Raw genomic sequence first — 22,065 nt, 5'->3', positions numbered from 1 at the left:
TTCTTTTCTGACAAATACAAAACTGTTAATGCATAAACTTGGGAAGCGCCGTATACGAGACCCGTACGTACGGTGCTGTGGGAGGTCGGGAAAGTTATTTAACTTTCTCTCCTACCCGATTACAAAAATTTCACCTTTTTGCTATTTTTCTTTACGATTTAAAGAAATTTGAATGCTCATTTGATAGGTTCCACAGGTAAAGCTTCCATGTATCCGCGTTTACCTATCGGAGAAAGCTGAAAACGCGGTCCCGCCTCAGGCGCCCACTTCCAGCCATAGCGTTCTGGATTGTACTGCTTGATGGCATTTTGTACGGTTAAAATGGCATCGTTGAAATCCTCATCTTGAAACGGCTCACCGTGAAACAGCATATATTGACATTTAGGGACAGTAATTTTTTCAAAGCCATCGGGAATAACGCCGTTAAAATTCATTGGCATTTCAACTGCCTGACAATATTCAGATGTGCCGGGTTTTCGCATGCTCTCAGGAAGCCAAACGCCAATGGATTCATATAAAGCGCCCTTGATGCTTTCTAAAATGCCCCAAATATCACATCCGACTTCTTCACAGTAATCGAAATAGTGTTTTGCCTCTATACCTCTCTTTAAAATGAGTATGCGTTCAGGTCTTTCAATAATCTGTGTAAAAATAACAGCACTTGACATTTTTTCTGCTCCTTTCATAAGTGTTTTATAATAATGTCGTATAGGATAATAAGTAAAGAGTTTGATAGGCGGGGTACATTGACGGTAGTCATAGGGAGAGATGGCAAAGGCGCGTGTAAATGCTTTGGTAAAACCTTCATGGGAATCAAATGATGCCTCTATTGCAATGTTTAAGATACGCATGTTTGTATCTCTTAATTTTATCGCAGCCGTCGATAATCTTATCTCTCGCAAATACTCAAAAGGCGTTTTGCCAATCAGCTCTGAAAAAGCGCGAAGGGCATGCCACGGTGAGTACATAGCAGCTTCTGCAAGATCCCGTAGAGTGATTTTTTCATCTTGATGAATCATCATGTAATCCTGCATACGCTGGACAGCGTTTATTTTTTCCCAGTTTGTCTCCACACCAACACCTCATGATGTAATCATAACATTTATTATATGAAAAAGCTTGAACGCAATTGCGCAATCTAATCAAAGTATCACCTTATAAAATAAGTAATGTACGCATCATTTAAGAAACTTCAATAGAAACGTTGGCATCTTCTTCGCTGCTGTTGCTGCCGATCAAGATCATGCTTAAAATGATGAGTGCGCTGCCGATGCACTGAGAAGTCTGCAAGGTGTCTTGAAATAAAAAAATGGATAAAAGCATTGCCGTTAAGGGCATTAAACCGGAAAATGCAGCCGTTGTATAGGCATCGCAGCGTTTGACGCCCTCATAGAAAAAGGCAAATGATACTGCGGTTGCAATAACACCGTACCAGAATAATGAGAGCCATGCCTGAATGCTGAGTACGCTTAAGGTATTTATAGGCTGTTCAAAAGCAGCGGGGATGAACGAAAGGATTAATGCAGCCGCTGAAACAAACAGCGTTTGAACCATTGGGTGTAATGAAACCGTTTTTTCAGTTATGGCACTGGAACGGTGCTTTCGAGAAATAATATTGAAGGTTGATTCACAGGCAGCTGCGCAGATGACGAGCATGTTTCCCTTCAAATGTGCAGTTGCAAAGGCTGCTCCAAAAAAATTCAAATTCTGTAAGAGCATGATTCCTAAGACTGTGCACAAAATGCCAATGATCGTTTTTGCTGAAAAACGTTCTCTCAATATAAAAAACGCCATTAACGAAGTAATTGCAGGCGTTGTTCCGGTAAGAATGCCGGCTTCAATAGCGGTGGTTCCTTTCATGCCGTATAATAAAAATGTTCGAAACATAAAAATGCCGAAAAAGGCTTGTAGGAAGATCATCATCCAATCGCGCAACGACATCGTTTGAATGGCTTGAATACATTTTCGCCCGTATAAGGGCAAGAGTGCAAACATGACAAAACCAATGCTGACTGCAATAATGGTAAAGCTGCCTAATTGGTTTGATAGAAAATAACCGGAGATGACTGAAGTGCCTGCAAGTGTAAACGCTGAAAAGAGAAATAGTTTACCTCTAATTTGTTTCATAGTGCCTCCCTAAGCGGATTGTACTTAAAATCTAAACGGATGGTATGCAAAGTCTAAACGATTATACCGCGATTAACATTTGGATTTAAGAGCCAGTATAGACGCTATTAAACAGGGCCAGTTAAAAACGGATTTAATGATCGCGTTATATAATGAGCCCGTATTGTCATAAAAGGCTTCATAGCTAAAATCATGCGATTTTCTCAATGGTTAAGACATGGATACACTGTATAAAATAATGAAAAATTTATGATATTGCATAATAAAATTCCAAGTGATATGCTTATAATTGAATATTTTAGGAGATTGCATCATTTCTTTTATCAGATCCTTCATGACCACTTTTTATTTCGTATGAAAAAAATCGTCCATATTATCGTGAAAGGATTAAAATATGAGAGATGCGATTTAATTCATTTTTTAATTGAAGGAAAGGGAGGCTTCGTATGACCTATGATGATGTAGTAGAATGTCTGGCACATTGTGGTCTTGACTGTTCAAGATGTGCAGATTATGAAAATGGCGAAATTAGACAATTGGGTGTAAAGCTTCTGGAATCGCTTGGCAACTATAAGACTTTAGCCAAGATGAAAAGCGATGGTAATAATGTGTTTGATGGATATGAACAATTTGATGCAGTGTTAAAGGCATTTTCACAGGCTTCATGCAGCGGGTGCCGTGGTGATCACGTCATTTGTCCTGTAACGACATGCTCCGCTAAAAACTGTCAAATTGAGAAAAAAGTTAATTTCTGTTTTGAATGCGATGAATACCCTTGTGATAAGCAATTTTCAGGGCGTTTGAGGGATCGATGGTTATCGATCAATGACCGTATGAAGGAAATCGGTGCCGTTGCATATTATCACGAACAGGTGAAACAGCCTAGGTATTAATCACCATCATCGTATCATGAAACTTTTTTGAGAATGGTATTGTGTAATGAAGACATTATGATCAAAGCTGTCTTGACGATCCGTAGTGAATGTATAAAGGATGATCATAAAAGTGATAATTAAATAAAGAAAGCATTTGGAGCATCTGAACGACAGACGGCTCCATTTTTTATTGACTTTTTGAAACAACAATAGAATTTAAAGCATTTATATTGACATATATAGCAATAGACGTATTTAAACTTTGATTTTTATACGACAATCTATATTTTTCAAAAGACGAAAACCAGTATATTATCGTGATGGGCTCAACTTAAGGCAATTATATAATTGTCTTATATGAATATAAAAAAGTACAAACGTCCTTATAAAATCCTTAAAATTGACTGTTAAAATAATGGTGTTGCTTAGAAATGACATCATTGCAGTGATAGGCTATAAAAAGAAAGGAAGTAAACATGCCGGATTTTATGATAGAAACCAACCATCTTACGAAACAATATAAAAAGGCATATGCCATAAGGGATTTGAATATGTCCGTACGAAAAAACGCTATTTACGGCTTATTAGGGCCAAATGGCGCGGGAAAGTCAACTTTATTAAAAATGTTGACAGGGATTGCACGGCCAACTTCGGGCGAAATATTGATGAACGGCCATCCATGGATGAGAAAAGATTTAAATGAGATTGGCGCATTAATTGAAGCGCCACCATTGTATGAAAATCTCACTGCTTATGAAAATCTTCGTGTACGCGCTACGCTGTTAGGGATCCCAACAGTTAAATGCCATGAAGTCTTGGAAAAAATGGATTTGACAGAGGCCAAAAACAAAAGGACATCCGATTATTCACTAGGTATGAAACAGCGACTTGGTATAGCACTAGCTTTGCTCAATAGTCCCAAGCTGCTGATATTGGATGAACCGACAAACGGATTAGATCCGTTTGGTATTGAAGCGTTAAGAGCAATGATTCGATCCTTTCCGCTTTCCGGGATCACAGTGATCATATCAAGTCACATTTTAAGTGAAATACAGCAAGTAGCAGATGACATTGGCATTTTACACAATGGTTCACTGCTCTATCAATCTAAAGTAGACAGTCGTGATAATCTGGAACAAATCTTTAAGGATGTCATTCGAAAGGAAAGTGAAAGATCATGAATTTTGTGTATTTGAATGCTGAAAATATTAAATTTAAACATACCGTCTTTAGAAAATTAATATGGATCATACCGGCTTCATTAACATTGTTATCGATGATATTTCTTTTTGTCGGCATTGGTATTGGCGGCTTTTCAAGTGCTTTGATTTCAAATTGGTCGATGCCCATGGCATCACTTAGCGTCGTCATCTTATGCGACCAAGCACATCAAAAAGAACAAAAACATCAATATCATACTTTGTACACCCTACCAATTGATTTAAAAAGGACATTTACAGCAAAGACGATTCTGATTGCAGTAAATTTATGGATCATATCAATGTTACTGGCATCTTTAACGGCAGTATCAGAATACGCATTGTTTGGAGCATCAGCTGTTATAGATCATGGCATTTATTATTTTTTAGGATACGGCATAATATGGCTTTCGTTATTATGGCAAATACCTGTTTGTTTATTTTTAGTCCAAAAAGCGGGTCTTGTCATGACGGTTATTATTCATTTATTTGCCAGTGCTTTTGGTGGTATTTTCATATCGTTGACACCTTTGTTTTGGATATTTCCGTATAGTTGGCCTGCAAGGCTCATGATAACGCTTTTTGGGGTTTTGCCAAATGGTTTATTAGTCTCGGGTGATTCGCGATTGAGTTTACCCTTTACGCAAAGTGTAATCTTGGCATTGAGCGCTTTAATGCTAGCGATAATACTGACTATTGTATTGGCAGTTTGGTATGGAAGGCAGGTGTACCGAAAGTGAGAAATGCATTCGTTGCTGATTTTATTAAAATGAAACGGACGCCGGTCGCGTGGCTTCAATTGCTGGTGCCCGTCGTATTAACAGCATTATATTTTATTTATTATTCTTTTGCTGGGTATCATATTATTCAGAATGTATGGCTATTTTTCGTTATCATACAAATTGGCTATCCAATAGGTGCAAGTATATTGGTACCAATCCTGATCGGTTTAGAGCGGCGTATGCCAAATGTACAAAATGCATTGGGAGTCGTCCCATCGCGTCACAGTGTCTATTTTGGAAAATTGTGTTTTCTCTTATGCTTATCAGCTGCGAGTATCTTAGTATTTGAAATGGGGTTTTATATTGGCGTAAATCATTTTTTAGGATTGCATGATACAAAAATTCAGCCGTATTTAATCGTCTTTGTTATAATGATGATTAGCAATATTTTTTTATATTCATGTCTTATGACGATTGCTTTTCGCTTTGGCACGAGTATTGTGATGATACTTGGGATAGCAGGCACTGTTCTGGCAGGTTATTTTGAAACCCCAATCGGTAATCATCTCTGGCAATTCATGCCATGGGAATGGGGGGTTAGACTTTTGGAAAACTATTTTGAGATTTCAGTCACACCTGTTTTACCTGGGATTATTGTGATGATTGTGATGACATTTGCGATGTTGGCATTCTCGATCTATTGGTTTAGTCGATGGGAGGGGCGTGTTGCAGATGAATAATTTGAGGAGAAGAGACTGTGATAAAAATACTCGTAATTGATGATGATTGTCAAATGCTAGAACTGATATGTGATGCTCTGGAACAAAGCGGTTATTATGTTGAGGGTGAATCAAACCCTTTATTGGTTGACTCAAAGAGATGTCAGCAATATGATCTTTTATTACTGGATGTCATGATGCCGGTAGAAGACGGCTTTTCACTTTGTACTCGGATCCGCGATTCGGTGGATTGTCCGATTCTTTTTTTAACGGCAAAAACTGAAGAAACAGCACTGATCAAGGGGTTCGGCCTTGGAGCGGATGATTATATTAAGAAGCCATTCAGTATTGGTGAGTTACGTGCGCGAGTCAATGCCCATCTTCGGCGCGAAGATAGACAGCCAAATCACGCAATGACACGAGGTGGTGTTCGATTTAATATGCACGCGAAGGAGGCGGTCGTCGGTGAAACGGCAATTTTATTGACAAAAAGTGAATACGCGATTAGTGAGTATCTGGCATTGCATGCAGGCCAAGTCTTTACAAAAGACCAATTGTATGAAGCGATTTTTGGCTATGACGCTGAAGGGGAACCTTCTGCAATTGCAGAGCATATTAAAAACATTCGGGGTAAGTTGAAGACAGTAGGTCTCAATCCTATCGAAACCGTTTGGGGGGTGGGCTACAAATGGCAAAAAGAAAACGCGCGATAAGCCTATCTTTTGTATTATTGCGATTTGCAGTCGTAATGATAGGCAGTATGATGTTATGTATACTTTTGTGGCTGATTGCTTTTTCACAACTCCAAAGAAATGGTGTCATTTATCAGGGCTATGTTTCCAGTCAACAAGTGGCGCAAATGCTGTCAGGTGATCCCGAAATATTTATACCGCCGGATGATTCTTTTTTGGCAGAATACATTCTGTTTAACCGACAGGATGAAATAGTGGCAAGCAATATTGAAGGGAAGGCAAAAATAGCGTTAGAAAGGCTTTATCGATCAAGAAGTGAAGATGCAAGCGTTAAAGTATATACTTATCGTGACGGCAGTACGATCATCATTCGATGGCATTATAGGGCAGAGTTCACTAATTCGAAAGTGCGTACGATGCTGCCGCCGTTTGAATACCTGTGGCTAGCAGCACTTGGCGCTGCTTGGGTACTTTGCTTACTCATCAACACACTATGGCTGCGGCATAATCTGGCAGAAAAGCTGAAATTATTTACTGAAGTCAGCCAAAAGGTTGCAGATGAAACACTTGACTTTGAAATACCGAGAGCGGGAATTCGAGAGTACGATAATGCATTAGACGCCATGGCACATATGCGTGATGCACTGTATCATTCACTTTCATTACAATGGTCGGCACAGCAAAACCGAGAAGCGGAAATCACAGCCTTGGCGCATGATTTAAAAACACCGCTAACGCTTGTTGGCGGTAATGCTGAACTCCTGCTGGAAGAGGAACTGCCTGAAAAAAGCCGTAAGAAGGTAACGCATATTCTGATGAGCAATGAGCGTGCAAAAAAATACGTTGCCAATTTGCTGTCAACGGCTGTGGGAACAGAAGAACCCTTTGAAGAGGTCAGTACCTCTGATCTGGAAGCATTGCTTCTACAGCAGAGTATGCCAATTGCAGATGCAGAAAAGGTTTCTCTGAATATTGAAATGCATCTATCAGGGTCTGTTTTTATCCAGAAAGAGCAGCTCTTGCGCGCATTGATAAATGTAATCCAGAATGCAATTGAACACACCGGTGCAGGTGGCTGTGTTTTAATAGAAGCTGATCAAATAGATGACTGCTGGTATATAAATGTCTACGATGAAGGACCGGGCTTTAGCAGTGCGGCTCTGAAGCATGCAACGGAGCGCCTGTGGCGCGGCGACAGCGCACGCAGTATAGACGGACACAATGGCCTTGGTTTGTGGTATGCTGCAAAAGTTATAGCAGCGCATGGGGGACAATTGACACTGGACAACTATCCGTCTGGCGGTGTCGTAAAGATGGTACTGAAAGTTTCATCATAAGATTTTAGCTGTGGTTTGTCTCTTTAAACCTTATACGCATCAATTTATTATTGCAATTTAGGATCAATCTATTTTATATTGATGCAGTAAAATCATCTGGGTATCTGAATATCTGTGTATCTGAGTAATTGTTTAATGGCTTAAATCATTTTTTGTATTTTGCATAGAATCAAAAAGGTCTTATAACAATACCTGTTATAAGACCTTTTATTGATGGTGCGGATGATGGGACTTGAACCCATACGTCCTAGAACACACGCCCCTCAAACGTGCCTGTCTGCCGATTCCAGCACATCCGCATATAATCATCGCTTTCAAATCGTTGCTATTGCTCATCTAGCGACTTTTTTATTATAGTGAGTATCCGTATAAAAGTCAAGCGAATATTTAAAAAAAAACGAATTTATTTTAGATTGTCAATTTTGCGTTTAATGTTTAAAGAAATGGAAATAAATGAAACATAACATCGAAATGATAAATCATTTTCACAAATAGTTGTATCTTTACAAAATGATTAGTATAATAGACCTAGTTTATAAGTGAGATATGTTTTGATGCCGGCGCCGTGAGCGTTTAAGGACAATATAGATGAAGTGAGGTTCTGATTATGGGCAAGAAAATACTAGTAGTTGACGATGCGATGTTCATGAGAAAACTCTTAGGCGATATTCTACATAAGGCTGGGTATGAAGTGGTTGCCGAAGCGAGCAATGGAGAAGAGGCATATAACAAATACAAAGAACACATGCCTGATTTAGTCACGATGGATATCACAATGCCGGATGTCAATGGGATTGAGGGCGTCAAAATGATTACGGAACAATATCCAGATGCAAAAATATTAATGTGCAGTGCAATGGGGCAGGAAGGGATGGTTATTGATTCCGTTAAAGCCGGTGCGAAAGGCTTTATTGTTAAACCATTCGTTGGCGATAAAGTTATTGCAGAAGTGCAGAAGCTAATCGGTTAAGGCTTAGCAGTCCTCTTTTTGATAAGTTGTGTTTTAAGTTGATCATGAAATTTGAATAAGCATTAAAAACAAAGTCTTGTGCATTCCGTTTATTTATACGGATTGTACAAGACTTTTCTATTTATTGATAATGTTTTTTGCTATAATGAATAGTGATGATAAAATGGAGGACAGCAAAGATGGGCACACAGAAAAACAATCAAGGTATTTATAGAATATTTGTTGGCAGAGCACCTGGACCGTTTATCGTAACGTTACTGGTTATTTTGCTGATTTCAGGCGCTATAGGCTATGTTGGCATGTCCGGTATATTGGACAGTCTTTATGGAAAACCGACTGCTGAAGAACCGGCTGCACAAAATAACGGCGATGGAATAGAGGCTGATACTCAATCTGACTCATTGGAGACGATCAGTGTTGAAGCACAGGAAATTTTATTGTTTACTGCACAAGTCAGCAGTCTTACAGATGAAAATGCCGCAAAAGATGCAGTGGGAATGTTTGCAAACGAAGGTTTGCAAGTCGGCTATTACCATTCAGGCAGTTACTATAAAATGGTTGCCGGAATGACAGCTGATGAGGACGGGGCAAAACAGTATACGAAACGTATCGTTGAAAAGTATCCTAAATATAAAGATGCCTTTTCTGCGAACTATACAATGGCAATAAATGCCTTTAAAGTAAAAGCCGACGGTATTGATTCTGAAACACTTGCAAAAAGCATTAGGACAATTATTGAAGCGTACAGTGAACTAATTACTTCGGCACAGGTAGCAGATGAAATGAACACGTCTGATGTTGAAGCGCTGTTAAAGCGCAGTGCATTTCTAGATCAGGTTACCCCAGTAGATGAAGCCGATGAAACGATTGTTAAAGCACTTAAAACATTTAATGGAAATATACAAAAGCTGGTTGATCGTAAAGCGAATGTCGGGGCTTATAACCAATTGTGGCTAAACTTCGTACTCAGTGAAGCGAAATAGTGTTGATTAATCGTATAAGGTGTGTGAAGCATGTGTTTACAAAGTGTTGCGGTTTTTAAGAGATGGGATAAATTTATCCCATCTAAGCAGTCTTACATTGAAATCATGAACATATTGTAGTAAAATGTTTATGGTGAAATTGTTGTATACAGTATAATTTTGGCAAAAGCTAATATTATAGACGATTTTTTCAAATCTTTTCAAAGGGGTGATATTACATGGGGCTTCTATCCTTTAAAGGTGGCATACATCCACCTCATGCTAAGAAAGCGACAGAGCATTTGCCAATTGTCGATTACTTAGAACCCAAGATAGTTGAAATTCCATTGAGACAACACATTGGAGCACCTTGTGAAGCAGTCGTACAAAAAGGCGATACCGTAAAAATGGGACAATTGATCGGTAAAGCACCGTCATTCGTCAGTGCTAATGTACACAGTTCTGTTTCCGGCAAGGTTTTGGACGTGAAAAAAATGAACACGGCTTATGGCTTCGATGTTTGTGTAATCATCGAAAACGACTTTAAGAATGAACTTGACGAATCCGTAAAGCCAAAAGGTGATTTTACGCAGATGACTGGTGCTGAAATCATCGGCATCATTAAAGAAGCTGGTTTGGTTGGTATGGGCGGTGCCGGTTTTCCGACACATGTAAAACTTTCGCCACCACCTGAAAAACCAATTGACACAATCATTCTTAATGGCGCAGAATGTGAGCCATTCTTAACTTGTGACCATCGTCTCATGCTTGAGCAACCTGAGATGATCGTTATGGGACTCGAAATTTTGATGAAAGCACTATCGGTTTCAAATGGCTACATCGGTATTGAGAGCAATAAACCCGATGCCATTGAATCCATGACAAAAGCAGCAAAAGGAACGCCGATCAAGGTTGTCGGCTTACACACAAAGTACCCGCAGGGTGCTGAAAAACAACTGATTTACGCCTGTACAAATCGAGAAGTGCCATCTGGCGGATTGCCGATGGATGCTGGGGTCGTCGTCAACAATGTCGCGACTTCTGCAACAATAGCACGCGTCTTCAAAGAGGGGATGCCGCTAGTCGAACGTATTTGTACAGTGACAGGTAAAGCGATCAAGTCACCAAAAAATATTCGCTTTAAGGTAGGAACTTCCTTAAAAGAACTGATAGATTTTTGTGACGGCTACGCTGAAACACCGGGAAAATTACTTCTTGGCGGCCCAATGATGGGGGTTGCGCAAGCATCTGATCAGCTGCCGGCTATGAAAAACACCTCTGGTATTCTCGTCTTTACAAAAGAAGACGCAAAACTGCCACCGGCGACTTCTTGTATTAAATGCGGCAAATGTGTATCTGTCTGTCCTGCATTTTTAGAGCCTATTCAAATTAGTGCCTATTCACTGGGACTTAATTTTGAAAAAGCTGAAAAATTTGGGGCGCTCGATTGTATTGAATGTGGATCTTGCTCATTTATATGTCCTTCGAAACGTCCGCTGCTCGAATCAATCCGCGTCGCTAAACGAGAAATTCTAGCGAAGAGACGTAAATAAGGAGGCAATGAAATGGAGTCAAGATTAACCGTATCTTCTTCCCCTCATATTCGTTCTCAAGAGACAACGCAAAAAATTATGAGGGATGTCACCATTGCACTGCTGCCTGCAGCTGCATTTGGTGTGTATAACTTTGGTATGAGCGCTTTGCTTGTACTTGTCGTATCAGTATTAAGTGCACTTCTCAGTGAAGCACTGGTACAAAAAATGAGAAAACAGCCTGTGACCATTAACGATTTCAGTGCTGTTGTAACAGGTTTATTACTCGGCATGAACTTACCGTCAACGGTTCCGATTTGGATACCGATCATTGGTAGTGCTTTTGCGATTATCATTGTTAAACAAGCTTTTGGCGGTTTGGGACATAACTTTATGAACCCTGCACTGGCAGCAAGAGCAATGCTCGTCGCGTCATGGCCGGTTCAAATGACAACGTGGCCGCAAATGACAGTTGATGCAACTTCATCGGCGACACCGCTCGGCATTATCAAAGAAGGACTTGATGTGAGTATGCCTTCTATCCAAAGCTTTATCGTTGGCAATGTTAATGGCTGTATTGGTGAAACTTCTGCGCTATTGCTTGTTTTAGGCGGCGCATTCCTGATTTATCGCGGCATTATATCTATCAGAATTCCGGGAATTTATATTGGTACAGTGGCTGTACTGACATTGATATTAAGCGGCTTTGATATTAATCTTACCATCGTCAATATCTTTGCAGGCGGCTTAATGCTGGGTGCATTCTTTATGGCAACTGACTATGCTTCATCACCAATCACTGCAAAGGGTCAAATTATTTATGCAGTGGGGATGGGATTGTTAACAACGATCATTCGTTTCTATGGCGGTTACCCAGAAGGCGTGTCATATTCTATTTTACTGATGAACGTCGCAGCACCGCTCATTGATAAATTTACGAAACCTCGTGTGTTTGGAGGTGCTAAGTAATGAAAGATATCCTAAAAACCGGTTTGATCTTATTTATTATCTCAGCTGTTGCGGCCTTTGCACTTGCTATGACGAATGAAGTCACAAAAGATAAAATTGCTGAACAGCGCCAAATGGCGAACGAACTTGCTAAAAAAGAAGTACTTGCTGCAGCTTCTTCCTTTGAAGATGTGACAGGGGATGAACTCGCAACAATTGTTGCAAAATTTGCACCGGTTGTCGAAGTCTATAAAGGCCTTGACGACGGCGGCAATATCGTCGGCTATGTATTCAAGTCAACACCAAATGGTTTCGGCGGCAGTGTTGAAGTCGTAACGGGAATTGACAGTGAAGGAACCTTATCAGGTGTTAGAATAGGTAATCACAATGAAACGCCTGGTCTCGGTGCGAAAGCAACTGATCCGTCCTTCTATGAACAGTACGCCGGTATGTCGACTGATACGCCAATAGGTGTTGCAAAGTCTAATCCTACTGAAACAGATATCCAGGCGATCACAGGTGCAACCATCTCATCAAGAGGTGTTACATCCGGTGTCAACGCTTCAATTGATGCGTTTTATTCGATCAATGGTAATTAAAGGGGGGAACGGTAGTGAATATTAAAAATTTAACGAACGGTATACTCAAAGAGAATCCTACCTTTGTACAATTGCTCGGGATGTGTCCGACACTAGCCGTTACGACTTCCGCCGTTAACGGTATCGGCATGGGACTTGCGACAACAGCCGTTTTGGTTTTGTCCAATCTCGCGATCTCTCTCTTGAGAAACTTTATACCATCAAAAGTACGTATTCCGGCATTCATCGTCGTCATAGCATCCTTTGTTACGATGGTCGGCATGATTATGGAAGCGTATACACCTGATTTATACAAGGCACTTGGCCTGTTCATCCCACTCATTGTCGTTAACTGTATTATCCTTGCACGAGCGGAGGCTTTCGCTTCTAAAAATGGTTTGGTCGATTCTGTTTTCGACGGTATTGGTATGGGCTTAGGTTTTACAATGTCGCTTACCATTCTTGGTTCTGTTAGAGAATTGTTTGGCAATGGCAGCATTTTCAATGTTTCTATTTTAGGTGCATCTTACAAACCTGCACTTATTATGATCCTGCCTCCAGGCGCGTTCTTGGCTTTGGGATTACTGTTGGCGCTTTATAACTATTTCCAAATCAGAAGAGCTAACTAGGGGGGTGTTAACATGGAAAATGCAAGTTTATTGGTAATTATGGTCAGTGCGATTCTCGTTAACAACTTTGTCCTTTCAAGATTTTTGGGGATCTGTCCATTCTTAGGCGTTTCAAAGCAAGTTGAAACAGCTTTTGGTATGGGGATGGCCGTTACGTTTGTTATGACGCTGTCAGGGATATTAACGTATTTTGTACATTATAAATTACTCGTACCAAATGGTCTGGAATTTTTGCAGACGGCGGCGTTTATTCTCGTTATCGCATCATTGGTACAGTTCGTTGAAATTGTATTACAAAAAATGAGCCCGACACTTTATCAGGCATTAGGCGTATTCTTGCCGCTTATAACGACAAACTGTGCCGTTTTGGGTCTTGCGCTCTTGAACATTCAATACGAGTTCGGCCTGCTTCAAACGATTGTTCATTCATTCTTTGCAGCAATCGGTTTTTCACTTGCGATTGTCCTCTTTGCAGGTATTCGTGAGAAACTTGAAATATCAGATGTGCCATTGCCGTTTAAAGGCTTCCCAATTGCCTTAATTACTGCCAGCTTGATGTCTATTGCCTTCTTGGGCTTTACTGGACTCGTATAGAAAGGATGAATGCAAATGGATATGAATACGATTTTATTATCTGCAATCAGCCTTGGCATAATGGGCTTGCTCTTTGGTGCGGGACTTGCGTTTGCATCGAAGAAATTTGCAGTGGAAGTAGACCCACGGGTCACCGCAATTAGAGAAGTCGTTCCCGGTGCTAACTGCGGTGCTTGCGGTTTCCCAGGATGCGACGGCTATTCAGCTGCTGTTGTAAGAGGTGATGCACCTGTAAATGGCTGTCCGGTCGGTGGTGCTGACGTCGCAAAACTCGTCGCAGAGATCATGGGAATGGATGCGGGAAGCTCCGTTAAAATGGTGGCGAAAGTAAAATGTGAAGGTTCTTCAGATCATTGCGGCAACCGCTTTGACTATGACGGCTTTGACAGCTGTGTCGCTGCCAATATGCTCGGCGGCGGTCCGAAAGACTGTCAATACGGCTGTATGGGACTTGGCTCGTGTGTACAGGTTTGTCCATTCGATGCCATTCACATCAATGACCGCGGTATTGCAGAAGTTGATAAAGAAAAATGTACCTCATGTAATAAATGTATTGAGATCTGTCCTAAAAATGTTATCAGCCTCGTGCCTTATGATCAACTTGTGATCGTAGATTGTAACAACAAAGATAAAGGTCCGCAGGTTAAGAAAAATTGTGATGTCGCTTGTATCGCTTGCGGTTTATGTGAAAGAAACTGCCCATTTGATGCTATTCACGTTGTTAATAATCTAGCTGAGATTGATTACGAAAAATGTAAAAACTGTATGGTTTGTGTCGAAAAATGTCCAACAAAGGCTATTGAAGGAGACTTGTCAAAACGCAAGACTGCCAAAGTTATTGAGGACAAATGTATCGGCTGTACGATCTGTGCGAAAAACTGTCCGGTTGATGCTATCTCAGGTGAACTGAAAAGTGTTCATACAGTAGATGCAGACAAGTGTATCGGCTGTGGTGTTTGTGCAGAAAAATGTCCAAAGGATGCCATTGAACTCATCTAGTTCAAACAGAGGCATTTAAAAGTGGAACCCGCTCATGATGAGCGGGTTTTTTTCGTCTGTCAATATCTTTTAACCGTTAACACAAAATATGATAAAAGCCCTATTTCTGATTTATTTCAACGAATTAAACTTTTGATTGCTTGTAATTGAAATTGGTTAATGCTAAACTAGAATTTAGAAAAGCACGCCGTAAATAGTGCTTCAAAAATGCACCATGAAAATTTGATTAAATGCGCTTTTATACATTGGCTATTGACGCTGGATTGTCTATGGTTTGTAGAATGAAAGCACAGTTGAAACAAATTGGCATGAAATGTAAATATATGGTAAAATAGAGGTGCTTATGAGAGTTCAAAATAGCGGTGGTTTGGCGCTTTTAGTTCTTTTGTTAATCGGAGCGATTTTCGGAAGCATTATCGGTGCAGCTTTAGGCGGCATATTGCCGATTCTGGCTTATGGCAAAACCATTGGCGTCGATCCATTTGTCGTCGATCTCAGTATTTTACAGATGACATTTGGGCTGAAATTGAGTTTAAATCTATCTGGTATCATTGGCTTGTTCCTTGCCTTTGTAATCTATCGAAAGCTATAGGTGACACGAATGAAAATTATTTTAGCAAGTCAGTCGCCTAGGCGGATCGCCCTTCTGGAAGCATTTAATTTACAGTTTGAGGCGGAGCCGAGCACATCAGAAGAAGTCTATGATGAAACTGATGATCCCAAATGTGTTGTGATGAGCTTAGCGTTTGAAAAAGGTTATGAAATTGCGCAAAAGCATCCTGAAGACATTGTTCTTTCATTTGATACGGTTGTCTATAGCGACAAAATTCTTGGAAAGCCGAAAGATGAAGAAGATGCGCTCGAAATGCTGAAAGCACTGAATGGCAAAACACATCAGGTTTTTACAGGGCTATCAATCATTAAACTCAATGAAAACATAAAAATAACAGATGTATCCGAAACGTGTGTCACCTTTGTCCAGACAGATGAAGCCACACTAAAGCGCTATGTTGATACAGGTGAGCCGCTTGATAAGGCAGGTGCTTACGGTATACAAGGTTCCGGCGCAGTTCTGGTAGACCGAATTGACGGTGATTATTATACTGTTATGGGGCTTCCGCTCTCTAAGCTGAATGACTATCTTAATCAATTATTCAACATTCAGATGTTATAGGAGCGAAAGATGATTAAAACAATGCCTGAATCAGAGAGACCCAGAGAAAAAATGTTAAACAAGGGAAGCCAATCCCTTTCTAATACGGAACTCCTAGCAATTATTATGCGGACGGGTTCTAGACAAAAATCTGTCATTGACCTCGCAAACGATGTCATTGGCCAGTGTGAAAGGGATATTGGTGATTTAAGGCATATCACTATACAAGAACTGTGTGCCATGCAGGGCATTGGACCTTCAAAAGCATGTCAAATCATGGCAGCAGTTGAACTGGGAACGAGGATTAATGCACAAAAGCTGGCTTACGGACAGCGGATCGCTTCACCGATCGACGTCATTGGCGCTTTTAATAGTCTTCTTTCGCATGAAAAAGTAGAGAAGTTCGTCGTTGCCTATTTATCCACGAAAAATGAAATTATCAGTACTGAGGTTATCTCAATTGGCTCGTTAAACGCTTCAATTGTTCACCCAAGAGAGGTGTACGGCAAGGCTGTTCGACTAAGTTCAGCATCAATCATTGCCGTTCACAATCACCCATCAGGCGACCCATCGCCAAGCCGTGAAGATCGCAACATAACCCGCAGACTGCATGAAGCAGGTAAATTACTCGGCATCGCACTGCTTGATCACATCATTATTGGCGGCAGCCAATATTATAGTTTTAAAGAAAACGAACCGTTGGATTAACAGTTTGATAAATGAATATAAGGTTAAAGGAAGGTATTTAAATGAGATTTGGTTTGTTTTATAAACAATTAGGCATTGACCTCGGTACTGCTAACACACTCGTCTGTGTCAAAGGTAAGGGAATCGTCGTCAGAGAGCCCTCAGTTGTGGCAATTGATGATAAGGAACGTGTTCTCGCCGTTGGATCTGATGCAAAAAAAATGATTGGTAAAACGCCTGGACAGATTAGAGCGATTAGACCATTAAAAGATGGCGTTATTGCAGACTTTGATATTACGCAGAAGATGATTAAACATTTTATCGGCAAAGCATGCCCGAATATGAACTTTTTAACCGGTGCTAAAATCGTTATCGGCATACCGTCACAGGTAACAGAAGTTGAAAAGCGTGCTGTCTATGAAGCGGCACTTTCCGCTGGTGCAAAAGATGCATTTTTGATTGAAGAACCAATGGCCGCTGCCATAGGCGCAGATCTTCCGATTACAGAAGCGACAGGCAGCATGATCGTTGATATCGGCGGCGGGACAACTGAGATTGCCGTCATTTCACTTGGCGGCATCGTCACAAGCCGCTCCATAAGAATTGCCGGCGATGAACTGGATGATTCAATTGTCAATTATGTTAGAAAGAAATACAGTTTAATGATTGGTGAACGCACTGCTGAAAATATTAAAATGAGTATTGCCTGTGCGCTGTTGCCTGAACAAGACGAAATATATGAAGTGACAGGACGAAATCTCGTAACGGGGCTTCCAAATACGCTGCAATTAAAATCCAGCGAAATATATGAAGCAATTAAAGAACCGATTCAATCCATTGTAGAAGGTGTTAAGTCGACTCTTGAAAAAACGCCGCCAGAATTGGCATCAGATATTTACCAGTCTGGTATTGTGCTTGCCGGAGGCGGGGCCTTACTTAAATACCTTGACAAGCTGATTATGAACGAAACAGGTATGCCGGTTCGTATTGCAGAGAATCCGCTAGACTGCGTTGCAATTGGAACGAGCAAGGCCGTTGAGAGCTTCAATGAATTAAAAGAAGTCTTTATTTCTACGAGATCCCTATAATAAGGATGAGCGGTGACGCGAATGAATGAACGTCTTAAGAAGATTATCGTCATTGTCGTTGGGCTATTAATGATTTTGCTGATGGCAATTTCATTTGGGGGGCGTGAAAGGATTACAGCAGTTGAAAGCCAGCTGGGTTCTTTTATCGCTCCTGTTCAGCGTTTTTTCAGTCAAATTGGCAACTTTATGGACGAAAAAACAGAGCCCATCATCAACGTGTTGAATTACAAATCGTTAAATGAAAGCTTATCAAAAGAAAACGAAATGCTGAAAGCGCAGGTCGTTAGTTTAACCATGGCTCAAAAGGAATTTGAAGAACTCAATGAACTCAAGCAAAGTCTTCATTATGCTGAACGCTCTGATCAGGATAATTATATTTCATGTTCTGTCATCGCTAAGGATATCGGCAACTGGTTCAATATGTTTACCATTGATGCCGGAACAGAGCAGGGCGTAACGAAAAACAGTACCGTCATTAACGGCAACGGTCTTGTCGGATTGGTTTATGAAGTTGGAAGTAATTGGTCAAAGGTTATTTCCATTATTGATCATAAATCTTCTGTCGGCTTTGAAATGCTGCGCGTTACAGATGATTACGACGGCATTTTGAGCGGGACGACGAATTATGAACTCGTCGGTGAACTCTACGACACACAGGCGAATGTTCATGTGAATGATTATATTGTAACATCAGGCCTCGGCATGTATCCAAAAGGCATCCTTATTGGTCAAATTTACGAGCTCGTCGACGATCGCGATCTATTTTTAAAACAAATCAAAGTAAAACCAGCAGTTGACTTTAAAAAGCTGAATAAAGTGATGGTTATTCCTTATGATGAATATGAGGAAGAAATCAACACTTACTTACCTTAGGCGGTGTACGATGAAAAAGATAATCGTCTTTTTATTGGCAATTGCAAATTTCATATTGATGTCAACACTTTTTCAGCAGTTTCGCGTCTATGGCGTTCTGGCGAATTTGTGTATCGTCTTTTCCATTATATTTGCCATTCTCTTTTCAGAGCAGCATGGGTATATTTTTGCGGTTGTATCGGGTCTGCTTCAAGATACATTTCTTGGGAAGGTTCTCTTTGTCAACACCATTATTTATACGATTCTTGTTTACGTAACAGTGCGTGTTGAAAGAATCATGTTTAAAGGCAATGATATGACGCCGATCTTTCTCATATCCATGGCAACGATCGCATATCATCTCATTTTCTTTGTCTTTATGTTTCTCTTGCAGTCAACGATTCCCATTCACCAATTGGCAATGCATATTATCATTGAAGTCATTTTAAACAGTATCATTGGCCTCATCATCTACCGGCTTGTCTTTAAAAACGTCTTTGGTTATAAACTAGGTGACTATAATGCTTAAATTTTTGTTGAACCGTAAAAATCAAATTACTTTTTTATTTATTGTGATTGGCGTAGCACTTATATACCGCCTTTCTTTTCTAACCATTGAAAATGGCGATTATTATTATGATAAGTCTGTTAATAATCGAATCAAAAAAATTGAAACTTATGCAGGCAGAGGCGATATATACGATCGTAACGGCGTTTTGATCGCTACAAGCGACATTGGCTTTGTCTTAAAACTCAATAGTGGTGTTATTCCAAGTGATGAACTCAATTCAATGGCGATCAGCCTTTATGATTTCTTAGAAGAACAAGGTGAAGCGCATATTGAATTTCCTATCAAAATTGTCGACGGTCAATACGTATACAGTTATGATGAAAATATTAAAAAATGGCTCAGCAGCAATGGTTATCCAGAGGGCGAAACGGCTGATAATGTTTTTAAGGAAGTTCGGGCGTTTAATTATATTGATGAAGAACTTAGCAATTACGAAGCTTATCGCATTCTTTACAACGGCGGTACTTATTTGCCTATCTCAACATCAAAAATGAGATTCCTTGATGAAATTTACAAAGACACCTTTCTAGATTTATATGGTTTAGATGCTGATACATCGGCAAAAGAAGCTTTCAAAGCAATTCGGGATCGAAAAGAATTTGATATTGATGAAAGCTATTCAGATGCAGATGCTTACAAGATACTCGTTTTAAAACATGCGATTAAAGAAAAAGGCTATCTTAAATACGAGCTCATTACTGTGGCGCCGTCGGTTAAAAAAGAAACAGCGGTTTTGATACAAGAACGGGCTTATGAATTTGCGGGTATATCCGTTTCTTATGAATCGATAAGACGTTACCCCTACGGCGAAAGCGCCGCTCATATCCTCGGTTATATGGGGAAAATTTCAACCGATAGCGAGTATGAAAAATTTGTCACACAGAATGACTATGAGCAAAATCAAATGATTGGCAAGACTGGTATAGAAGGCAATTATGAACTTGATCTACATGGTGAAAACGGCTATAAATATATAGAAGTAGACGTTTATGGGAAATACGTAAAAGACATTGATGAGGAAGACTACGGTCTCGATTCTAAAAAAGCGTCATCGGGTGAAGATGTTTATTTAACCATTGATATGAACTTACAGCACGTCCTTGAAAAGGGAATTGAAAAAGCGCTTAACCAAATACAAATTGGCGGCGTTTACGATAGCCCATGGGGGGATTATAAATACGGTGATTCTTTTCCGCAAGCTGAGACTGCTGCCGGTGTCGTCGTCGATGTCAATACTGGTGAAGTGCTTGCAATGGCCAGTTATCCTTCCTATGATATTAACCTGTTTTCAACGGGGATCAGTCAGGAAGACTGGAATGCACTCAATCCTGTCAACAAGCGTAATCCGCTTGCCGCGAGACCGCTTTACAATATGGCGACGATGATGGCCGTACAACCTGGATCGATTTATAAAATGATGACGGGATTTGCTGCTATGATGCAGGGGCTCGATCCATATCAGAAAATTTATTCAAACGGTTATATTGAAATCGGCAATCAGCGCTATGGATGCTGGTACTGGAATCAATATCATCTTAAACACGGACCAACTGATTTCTTCAAGGCGATTGAAACATCGTGCAACTATTACTTTTATAATATCTCTACCGGTAAGGACCATTATCGTGATATGCCGCTGAATTATGACATAACGCCTTCTATTATTATCGAGGCTTCAAAAAAATTTGGTCTGAACGATAAAACAGGTATTGAGATTGGCGAAGTAAACTTTGGTGTGCCGGATCCGGATAAGAAAAAGCGGACAATTGAAATTCTATTATCGAGAGAACTGACAACATTATTAAAATCATATTTTCCTGAATCAACCACAAGTGATGAAGATCAGTTAAATGAGCTGATTCAAACGATCGTAGGTTGGTCCGACGAAAATCCATCGAGAGGTGAGATCATTAAACGCCTGATGGATTTAGGTGCAAATGATGATTATTATGTCACCGAGCAGCTTGCCGATGTCATTAAATACGATTATTTTAACTTGATGAAATGGTATGAAGGCGATACACTGAACTTATCGATTGGGCAGGGGGATCATACCTACACGCCGGTACAGGTAGCACGTTATATTGCCTCCATTGCCAATGATGGTTATTTGAAAGAGTTGTCACTGGTTAATAAAGTAGGTGACACAGAAATTGTCAAAGAACAATCAACGGAAAGTGTTGATATTGATAATTATCTCGATATTATTCGAGAGGCTATGAATCGCGTTACACATGGCAGTGAGGGGACAGCCAGAACTGTTTTTCAAGATTTTCCAGTTGACGTAGCAGGCAAAACAGGTACGGCTGAGAAGGAAGGCTTAATTCCACCACTGGATGAAGTGGCTTATTTAACAGAGTATTTAAAGGAGTTTGCACCTAGTTTAGAGCTTGAAGACGTTGAAGCGAAGACGATAGAAATCATTAAGCGGCGCAGTGAAGAACTGTCGACCCTTGAAAAGGAAAAAAATGAAGCAACAGACGAAACCATAAAAGCACTTAAAGAAGATAAACTCAATAAACTGATTGAACAGGATTATCTCAATAAAGGCGTTGCCATGAGAGCAGCGATAAAAGAACTAACAAATGATACCATCACAGATGATGAAATCAATGTATATCGTTTGCCATATGATAGTTATTCATGGTTTGTCTCATTTGCACCGTATGATAATCCGGAAATCGCCGTTATTGTTTTTATCCCTCAAGGTGGTCATGGCGGTTATGCGGCACCTGTTGCCAGAGATATTTATGCAGAATATTTTCATTTGACACCTCCTGCAGACGAATAGTAGGCAGATACTTGAACTAAACGCATCAATACTATAAAAT

The 22,065-nt window shown here is 40.2% G+C and carries 23 protein-coding genes and 1 tRNA gene; 21 read left to right on the top strand and 3 right to left on the bottom strand.

What is annotated here, in order from left to right; translation table 11 throughout:
- Positions 1–176: 176 nt before the first annotated feature.
- Positions 177–1,073 (bottom strand): helix-turn-helix transcriptional regulator, encoded by an 897-nt coding sequence (locus tag KHM83_RS09210; RefSeq protein ID WP_343213136.1) that lies wholly within the window; start codon positions 1,071–1,073, stop codon positions 177–179.
- A gap of 109 nt (positions 1,074–1,182) precedes the next feature.
- Positions 1,183–2,127 (bottom strand): DMT family transporter, encoded by a 945-nt coding sequence (locus KHM83_RS09205; RefSeq protein ID WP_213236706.1) that lies wholly within the window; start codon positions 2,125–2,127, stop codon positions 1,183–1,185.
- Between the two features lie 446 nt (positions 2,128–2,573).
- Here KHM83_RS09205 and KHM83_RS09200 point away from each other — a divergent pair, with 446 nt between their 5' ends.
- From KHM83_RS09200 to KHM83_RS09175, 6 genes are all read left to right on the top strand, one after another.
- On the top strand, positions 2,574–3,020 hold the full coding sequence (locus KHM83_RS09200; RefSeq protein WP_213236705.1) for a DUF3795 domain-containing protein: 447 nt from the start codon (positions 2,574–2,576) through the stop codon (positions 3,018–3,020).
- Between the two features lie 458 nt (positions 3,021–3,478).
- Entirely contained in the window at positions 3,479–4,183 is a 705-nt protein-coding gene (locus tag KHM83_RS09195) for a lantibiotic protection ABC transporter ATP-binding protein (RefSeq protein WP_213236704.1), read from the top strand.
- Positions 4,180–4,941 (top strand): lantibiotic immunity ABC transporter MutE/EpiE family permease subunit, encoded by a 762-nt coding sequence (locus tag KHM83_RS09190; protein WP_213236703.1) that lies wholly within the window; start codon positions 4,180–4,182, stop codon positions 4,939–4,941. Before KHM83_RS09195 ends, KHM83_RS09190 begins: the two co-directional genes overlap by 4 nt.
- The gene (locus tag KHM83_RS09185) at positions 4,938–5,663 is read left to right on the top strand and encodes a lantibiotic immunity ABC transporter MutG family permease subunit (protein ID WP_343213135.1); all 726 of its coding nucleotides are present in this window, start codon (positions 4,938–4,940) and stop codon (positions 5,661–5,663) included. The genes KHM83_RS09190 and KHM83_RS09185 overlap by 4 nt, the downstream gene beginning before the upstream one ends.
- Before the next feature lie 17 nt (positions 5,664–5,680).
- The gene (locus tag KHM83_RS09180) at positions 5,681–6,355 is read left to right on the top strand and encodes a response regulator transcription factor (protein WP_213236702.1); all 675 of its coding nucleotides are present in this window, start codon (positions 5,681–5,683) and stop codon (positions 6,353–6,355) included.
- Positions 6,331–7,671 carry a sensor histidine kinase gene (locus KHM83_RS09175; protein WP_213236701.1) on the top strand — a complete coding sequence of 447 codons (1,341 nt, stop codon included), beginning with the start codon at positions 6,331–6,333 and terminating at the stop codon, positions 7,669–7,671. The genes KHM83_RS09180 and KHM83_RS09175 overlap by 25 nt, the downstream gene beginning before the upstream one ends.
- A 214-nt stretch (positions 7,672–7,885) precedes the next feature.
- Here the strand turns inward: KHM83_RS09175 and KHM83_RS09170 are convergent.
- Positions 7,886–7,970, bottom strand: a tRNA-Leu gene (locus tag KHM83_RS09170).
- Between the two features lie 308 nt (positions 7,971–8,278).
- Between KHM83_RS09170 and KHM83_RS09165 the strand changes: the two genes are divergently transcribed.
- The 15 genes from KHM83_RS09165 (at position 8,279) to KHM83_RS09095 (ending at position 22,025) form a co-directional block, all read left to right on the top strand.
- Complete coding sequence (locus KHM83_RS09165) at positions 8,279–8,641, top strand: response regulator (RefSeq protein WP_213236700.1); 363 nt, start codon at positions 8,279–8,281, stop codon at positions 8,639–8,641.
- 179 nt (positions 8,642–8,820) lie between these two features.
- Positions 8,821–9,624, top strand: a complete 804-nt coding sequence (locus KHM83_RS09160) for a hypothetical protein (protein WP_213236699.1) — start codon at positions 8,821–8,823, stop codon at positions 9,622–9,624.
- A 218-nt stretch (positions 9,625–9,842) separates the two neighbouring features.
- A complete protein-coding gene (gene rsxC, locus KHM83_RS09155; RefSeq protein WP_213236698.1) occupies positions 9,843–11,156 on the top strand; it encodes an electron transport complex subunit RsxC in 1,314 nt (437 codons plus the stop codon).
- A gap of 12 nt (positions 11,157–11,168) precedes the next feature.
- Positions 11,169–12,104, top strand: coding sequence for an RnfABCDGE type electron transport complex subunit D (locus KHM83_RS09150; protein WP_213236697.1), 936 nt, complete (start codon positions 11,169–11,171; stop codon positions 12,102–12,104).
- Positions 12,104–12,682 (top strand): RnfABCDGE type electron transport complex subunit G, encoded by a 579-nt coding sequence (locus KHM83_RS09145; protein ID WP_213236696.1) that lies wholly within the window; start codon positions 12,104–12,106, stop codon positions 12,680–12,682. Before KHM83_RS09150 ends, KHM83_RS09145 begins: the two co-directional genes overlap by 1 nt.
- A gap of 14 nt (positions 12,683–12,696) precedes the next feature.
- Positions 12,697–13,290, top strand: a complete 594-nt coding sequence (rsxE, locus tag KHM83_RS09140) for an electron transport complex subunit RsxE (RefSeq protein WP_213236695.1) — start codon at positions 12,697–12,699, stop codon at positions 13,288–13,290.
- A gap of 12 nt (positions 13,291–13,302) precedes the next feature.
- The gene (gene rsxA, locus KHM83_RS09135) at positions 13,303–13,884 is read left to right on the top strand and encodes an electron transport complex subunit RsxA (RefSeq protein WP_213236694.1); all 582 of its coding nucleotides are present in this window, start codon (positions 13,303–13,305) and stop codon (positions 13,882–13,884) included.
- Between the two features lie 15 nt (positions 13,885–13,899).
- Positions 13,900–14,883 carry an RnfABCDGE type electron transport complex subunit B gene (locus KHM83_RS09130; protein WP_343213134.1) on the top strand — a complete coding sequence of 328 codons (984 nt, stop codon included), beginning with the start codon at positions 13,900–13,902 and terminating at the stop codon, positions 14,881–14,883.
- Positions 14,884–15,226: 343 nt separating this feature from the next.
- Positions 15,227–15,475: a DUF4321 domain-containing protein gene (locus tag KHM83_RS09125; protein WP_213236693.1), complete on the top strand. Its 249-nt coding sequence runs from the start codon at positions 15,227–15,229 to the stop codon at positions 15,473–15,475.
- Between the two features lie 9 nt (positions 15,476–15,484).
- On the top strand, positions 15,485–16,057 hold the full coding sequence (locus KHM83_RS09120) for a Maf family protein (RefSeq protein ID WP_213236692.1): 573 nt from the start codon (positions 15,485–15,487) through the stop codon (positions 16,055–16,057).
- A 9-nt stretch (positions 16,058–16,066) separates the two neighbouring features.
- Positions 16,067–16,744 (top strand): RadC family protein, encoded by a 678-nt coding sequence (gene radC, locus KHM83_RS09115; protein WP_246542980.1) that lies wholly within the window; start codon positions 16,067–16,069, stop codon positions 16,742–16,744.
- A 41-nt stretch (positions 16,745–16,785) separates the two neighbouring features.
- Positions 16,786–17,811, top strand: a complete 1,026-nt coding sequence (locus KHM83_RS09110) for a rod shape-determining protein (RefSeq protein ID WP_213236691.1) — start codon at positions 16,786–16,788, stop codon at positions 17,809–17,811.
- Between the two features lie 21 nt (positions 17,812–17,832).
- On the top strand, positions 17,833–18,684 hold the full coding sequence (gene mreC / locus KHM83_RS09105) for a rod shape-determining protein MreC (protein WP_246542987.1): 852 nt from the start codon (positions 17,833–17,835) through the stop codon (positions 18,682–18,684).
- A gap of 10 nt (positions 18,685–18,694) precedes the next feature.
- Positions 18,695–19,192 carry a rod shape-determining protein MreD gene (gene mreD, locus KHM83_RS09100; RefSeq protein ID WP_213236689.1) on the top strand — a complete coding sequence of 166 codons (498 nt, stop codon included), beginning with the start codon at positions 18,695–18,697 and terminating at the stop codon, positions 19,190–19,192.
- Positions 19,185–22,025: a penicillin-binding transpeptidase domain-containing protein gene (locus KHM83_RS09095; RefSeq protein ID WP_213236688.1), complete on the top strand. Its 2,841-nt coding sequence runs from the start codon at positions 19,185–19,187 to the stop codon at positions 22,023–22,025. The genes mreD and KHM83_RS09095 overlap by 8 nt, the downstream gene beginning before the upstream one ends.
- Positions 22,026–22,065: the final 40 nt, after the last annotated feature.

Source organism: Fusibacter paucivorans (assembly GCF_018390735.1).
Classification (GTDB): domain Bacteria; phylum Bacillota; class Clostridia; order Peptostreptococcales; family Acidaminobacteraceae; genus Fusibacter; species Fusibacter paucivorans.
Note: the sequence above shows the minus strand (reverse complement) of the source record. Positions and strands in the feature narration are given on the sequence as shown.

Excerpts from the sequence above, each read along its gene's own strand:
- KHM83_RS09150 (WP_213236697.1), top strand. The coding sequence starts at position 11,169 with ATGGAGTCAAGATTAACCGTATCTTCTTCCCCTCATATTCGTTCTCAA.
- KHM83_RS09200 (WP_213236705.1), top strand. The coding sequence starts at position 2,574 with ATGACCTATGATGATGTAGTAGAATGTCTGGCACATTGTGGTCTTGAC.
- KHM83_RS09190 (WP_213236703.1), top strand. The coding sequence starts at position 4,180 with ATGAATTTTGTGTATTTGAATGCTGAAAATATTAAATTTAAACATACC.
- KHM83_RS09145 (WP_213236696.1), top strand. The coding sequence starts at position 12,104 with ATGAAAGATATCCTAAAAACCGGTTTGATCTTATTTATTATCTCAGCT.
- KHM83_RS09175 (WP_213236701.1), top strand. The coding sequence starts at position 6,331 with ATGGCAAAAAGAAAACGCGCGATAAGCCTATCTTTTGTATTATTGCGA.
- mreD (WP_213236689.1), top strand. The coding sequence starts at position 18,695 with ATGAAAAAGATAATCGTCTTTTTATTGGCAATTGCAAATTTCATATTG.
- rsxC (WP_213236698.1), top strand. The coding sequence starts at position 9,843 with ATGGGGCTTCTATCCTTTAAAGGTGGCATACATCCACCTCATGCTAAG.
- radC (WP_246542980.1), top strand. The coding sequence starts at position 16,067 with ATGATTAAAACAATGCCTGAATCAGAGAGACCCAGAGAAAAAATGTTA.
- KHM83_RS09165 (WP_213236700.1), top strand. The coding sequence starts at position 8,279 with ATGGGCAAGAAAATACTAGTAGTTGACGATGCGATGTTCATGAGAAAA.
- KHM83_RS09125 (WP_213236693.1), top strand. The coding sequence starts at position 15,227 with ATGAGAGTTCAAAATAGCGGTGGTTTGGCGCTTTTAGTTCTTTTGTTA.
- KHM83_RS09205 (WP_213236706.1), bottom strand. The coding sequence starts at position 2,127 with ATGAAACAAATTAGAGGTAAACTATTTCTCTTTTCAGCGTTTACACTT.
- KHM83_RS09130 (WP_343213134.1), top strand. The coding sequence starts at position 13,900 with ATGGATATGAATACGATTTTATTATCTGCAATCAGCCTTGGCATAATG.
- KHM83_RS09160 (WP_213236699.1), top strand. The coding sequence starts at position 8,821 with ATGGGCACACAGAAAAACAATCAAGGTATTTATAGAATATTTGTTGGC.
- rsxA (WP_213236694.1), top strand. The coding sequence starts at position 13,303 with ATGGAAAATGCAAGTTTATTGGTAATTATGGTCAGTGCGATTCTCGTT.
- mreC (WP_246542987.1), top strand. The coding sequence starts at position 17,833 with ATGAATGAACGTCTTAAGAAGATTATCGTCATTGTCGTTGGGCTATTA.
- KHM83_RS09110 (WP_213236691.1), top strand. The coding sequence starts at position 16,786 with ATGAGATTTGGTTTGTTTTATAAACAATTAGGCATTGACCTCGGTACT.
- KHM83_RS09195 (WP_213236704.1), top strand. The coding sequence starts at position 3,479 with ATGCCGGATTTTATGATAGAAACCAACCATCTTACGAAACAATATAAA.
- KHM83_RS09095 (WP_213236688.1), top strand. The coding sequence starts at position 19,185 with ATGCTTAAATTTTTGTTGAACCGTAAAAATCAAATTACTTTTTTATTT.
- KHM83_RS09120 (WP_213236692.1), top strand. The coding sequence starts at position 15,485 with ATGAAAATTATTTTAGCAAGTCAGTCGCCTAGGCGGATCGCCCTTCTG.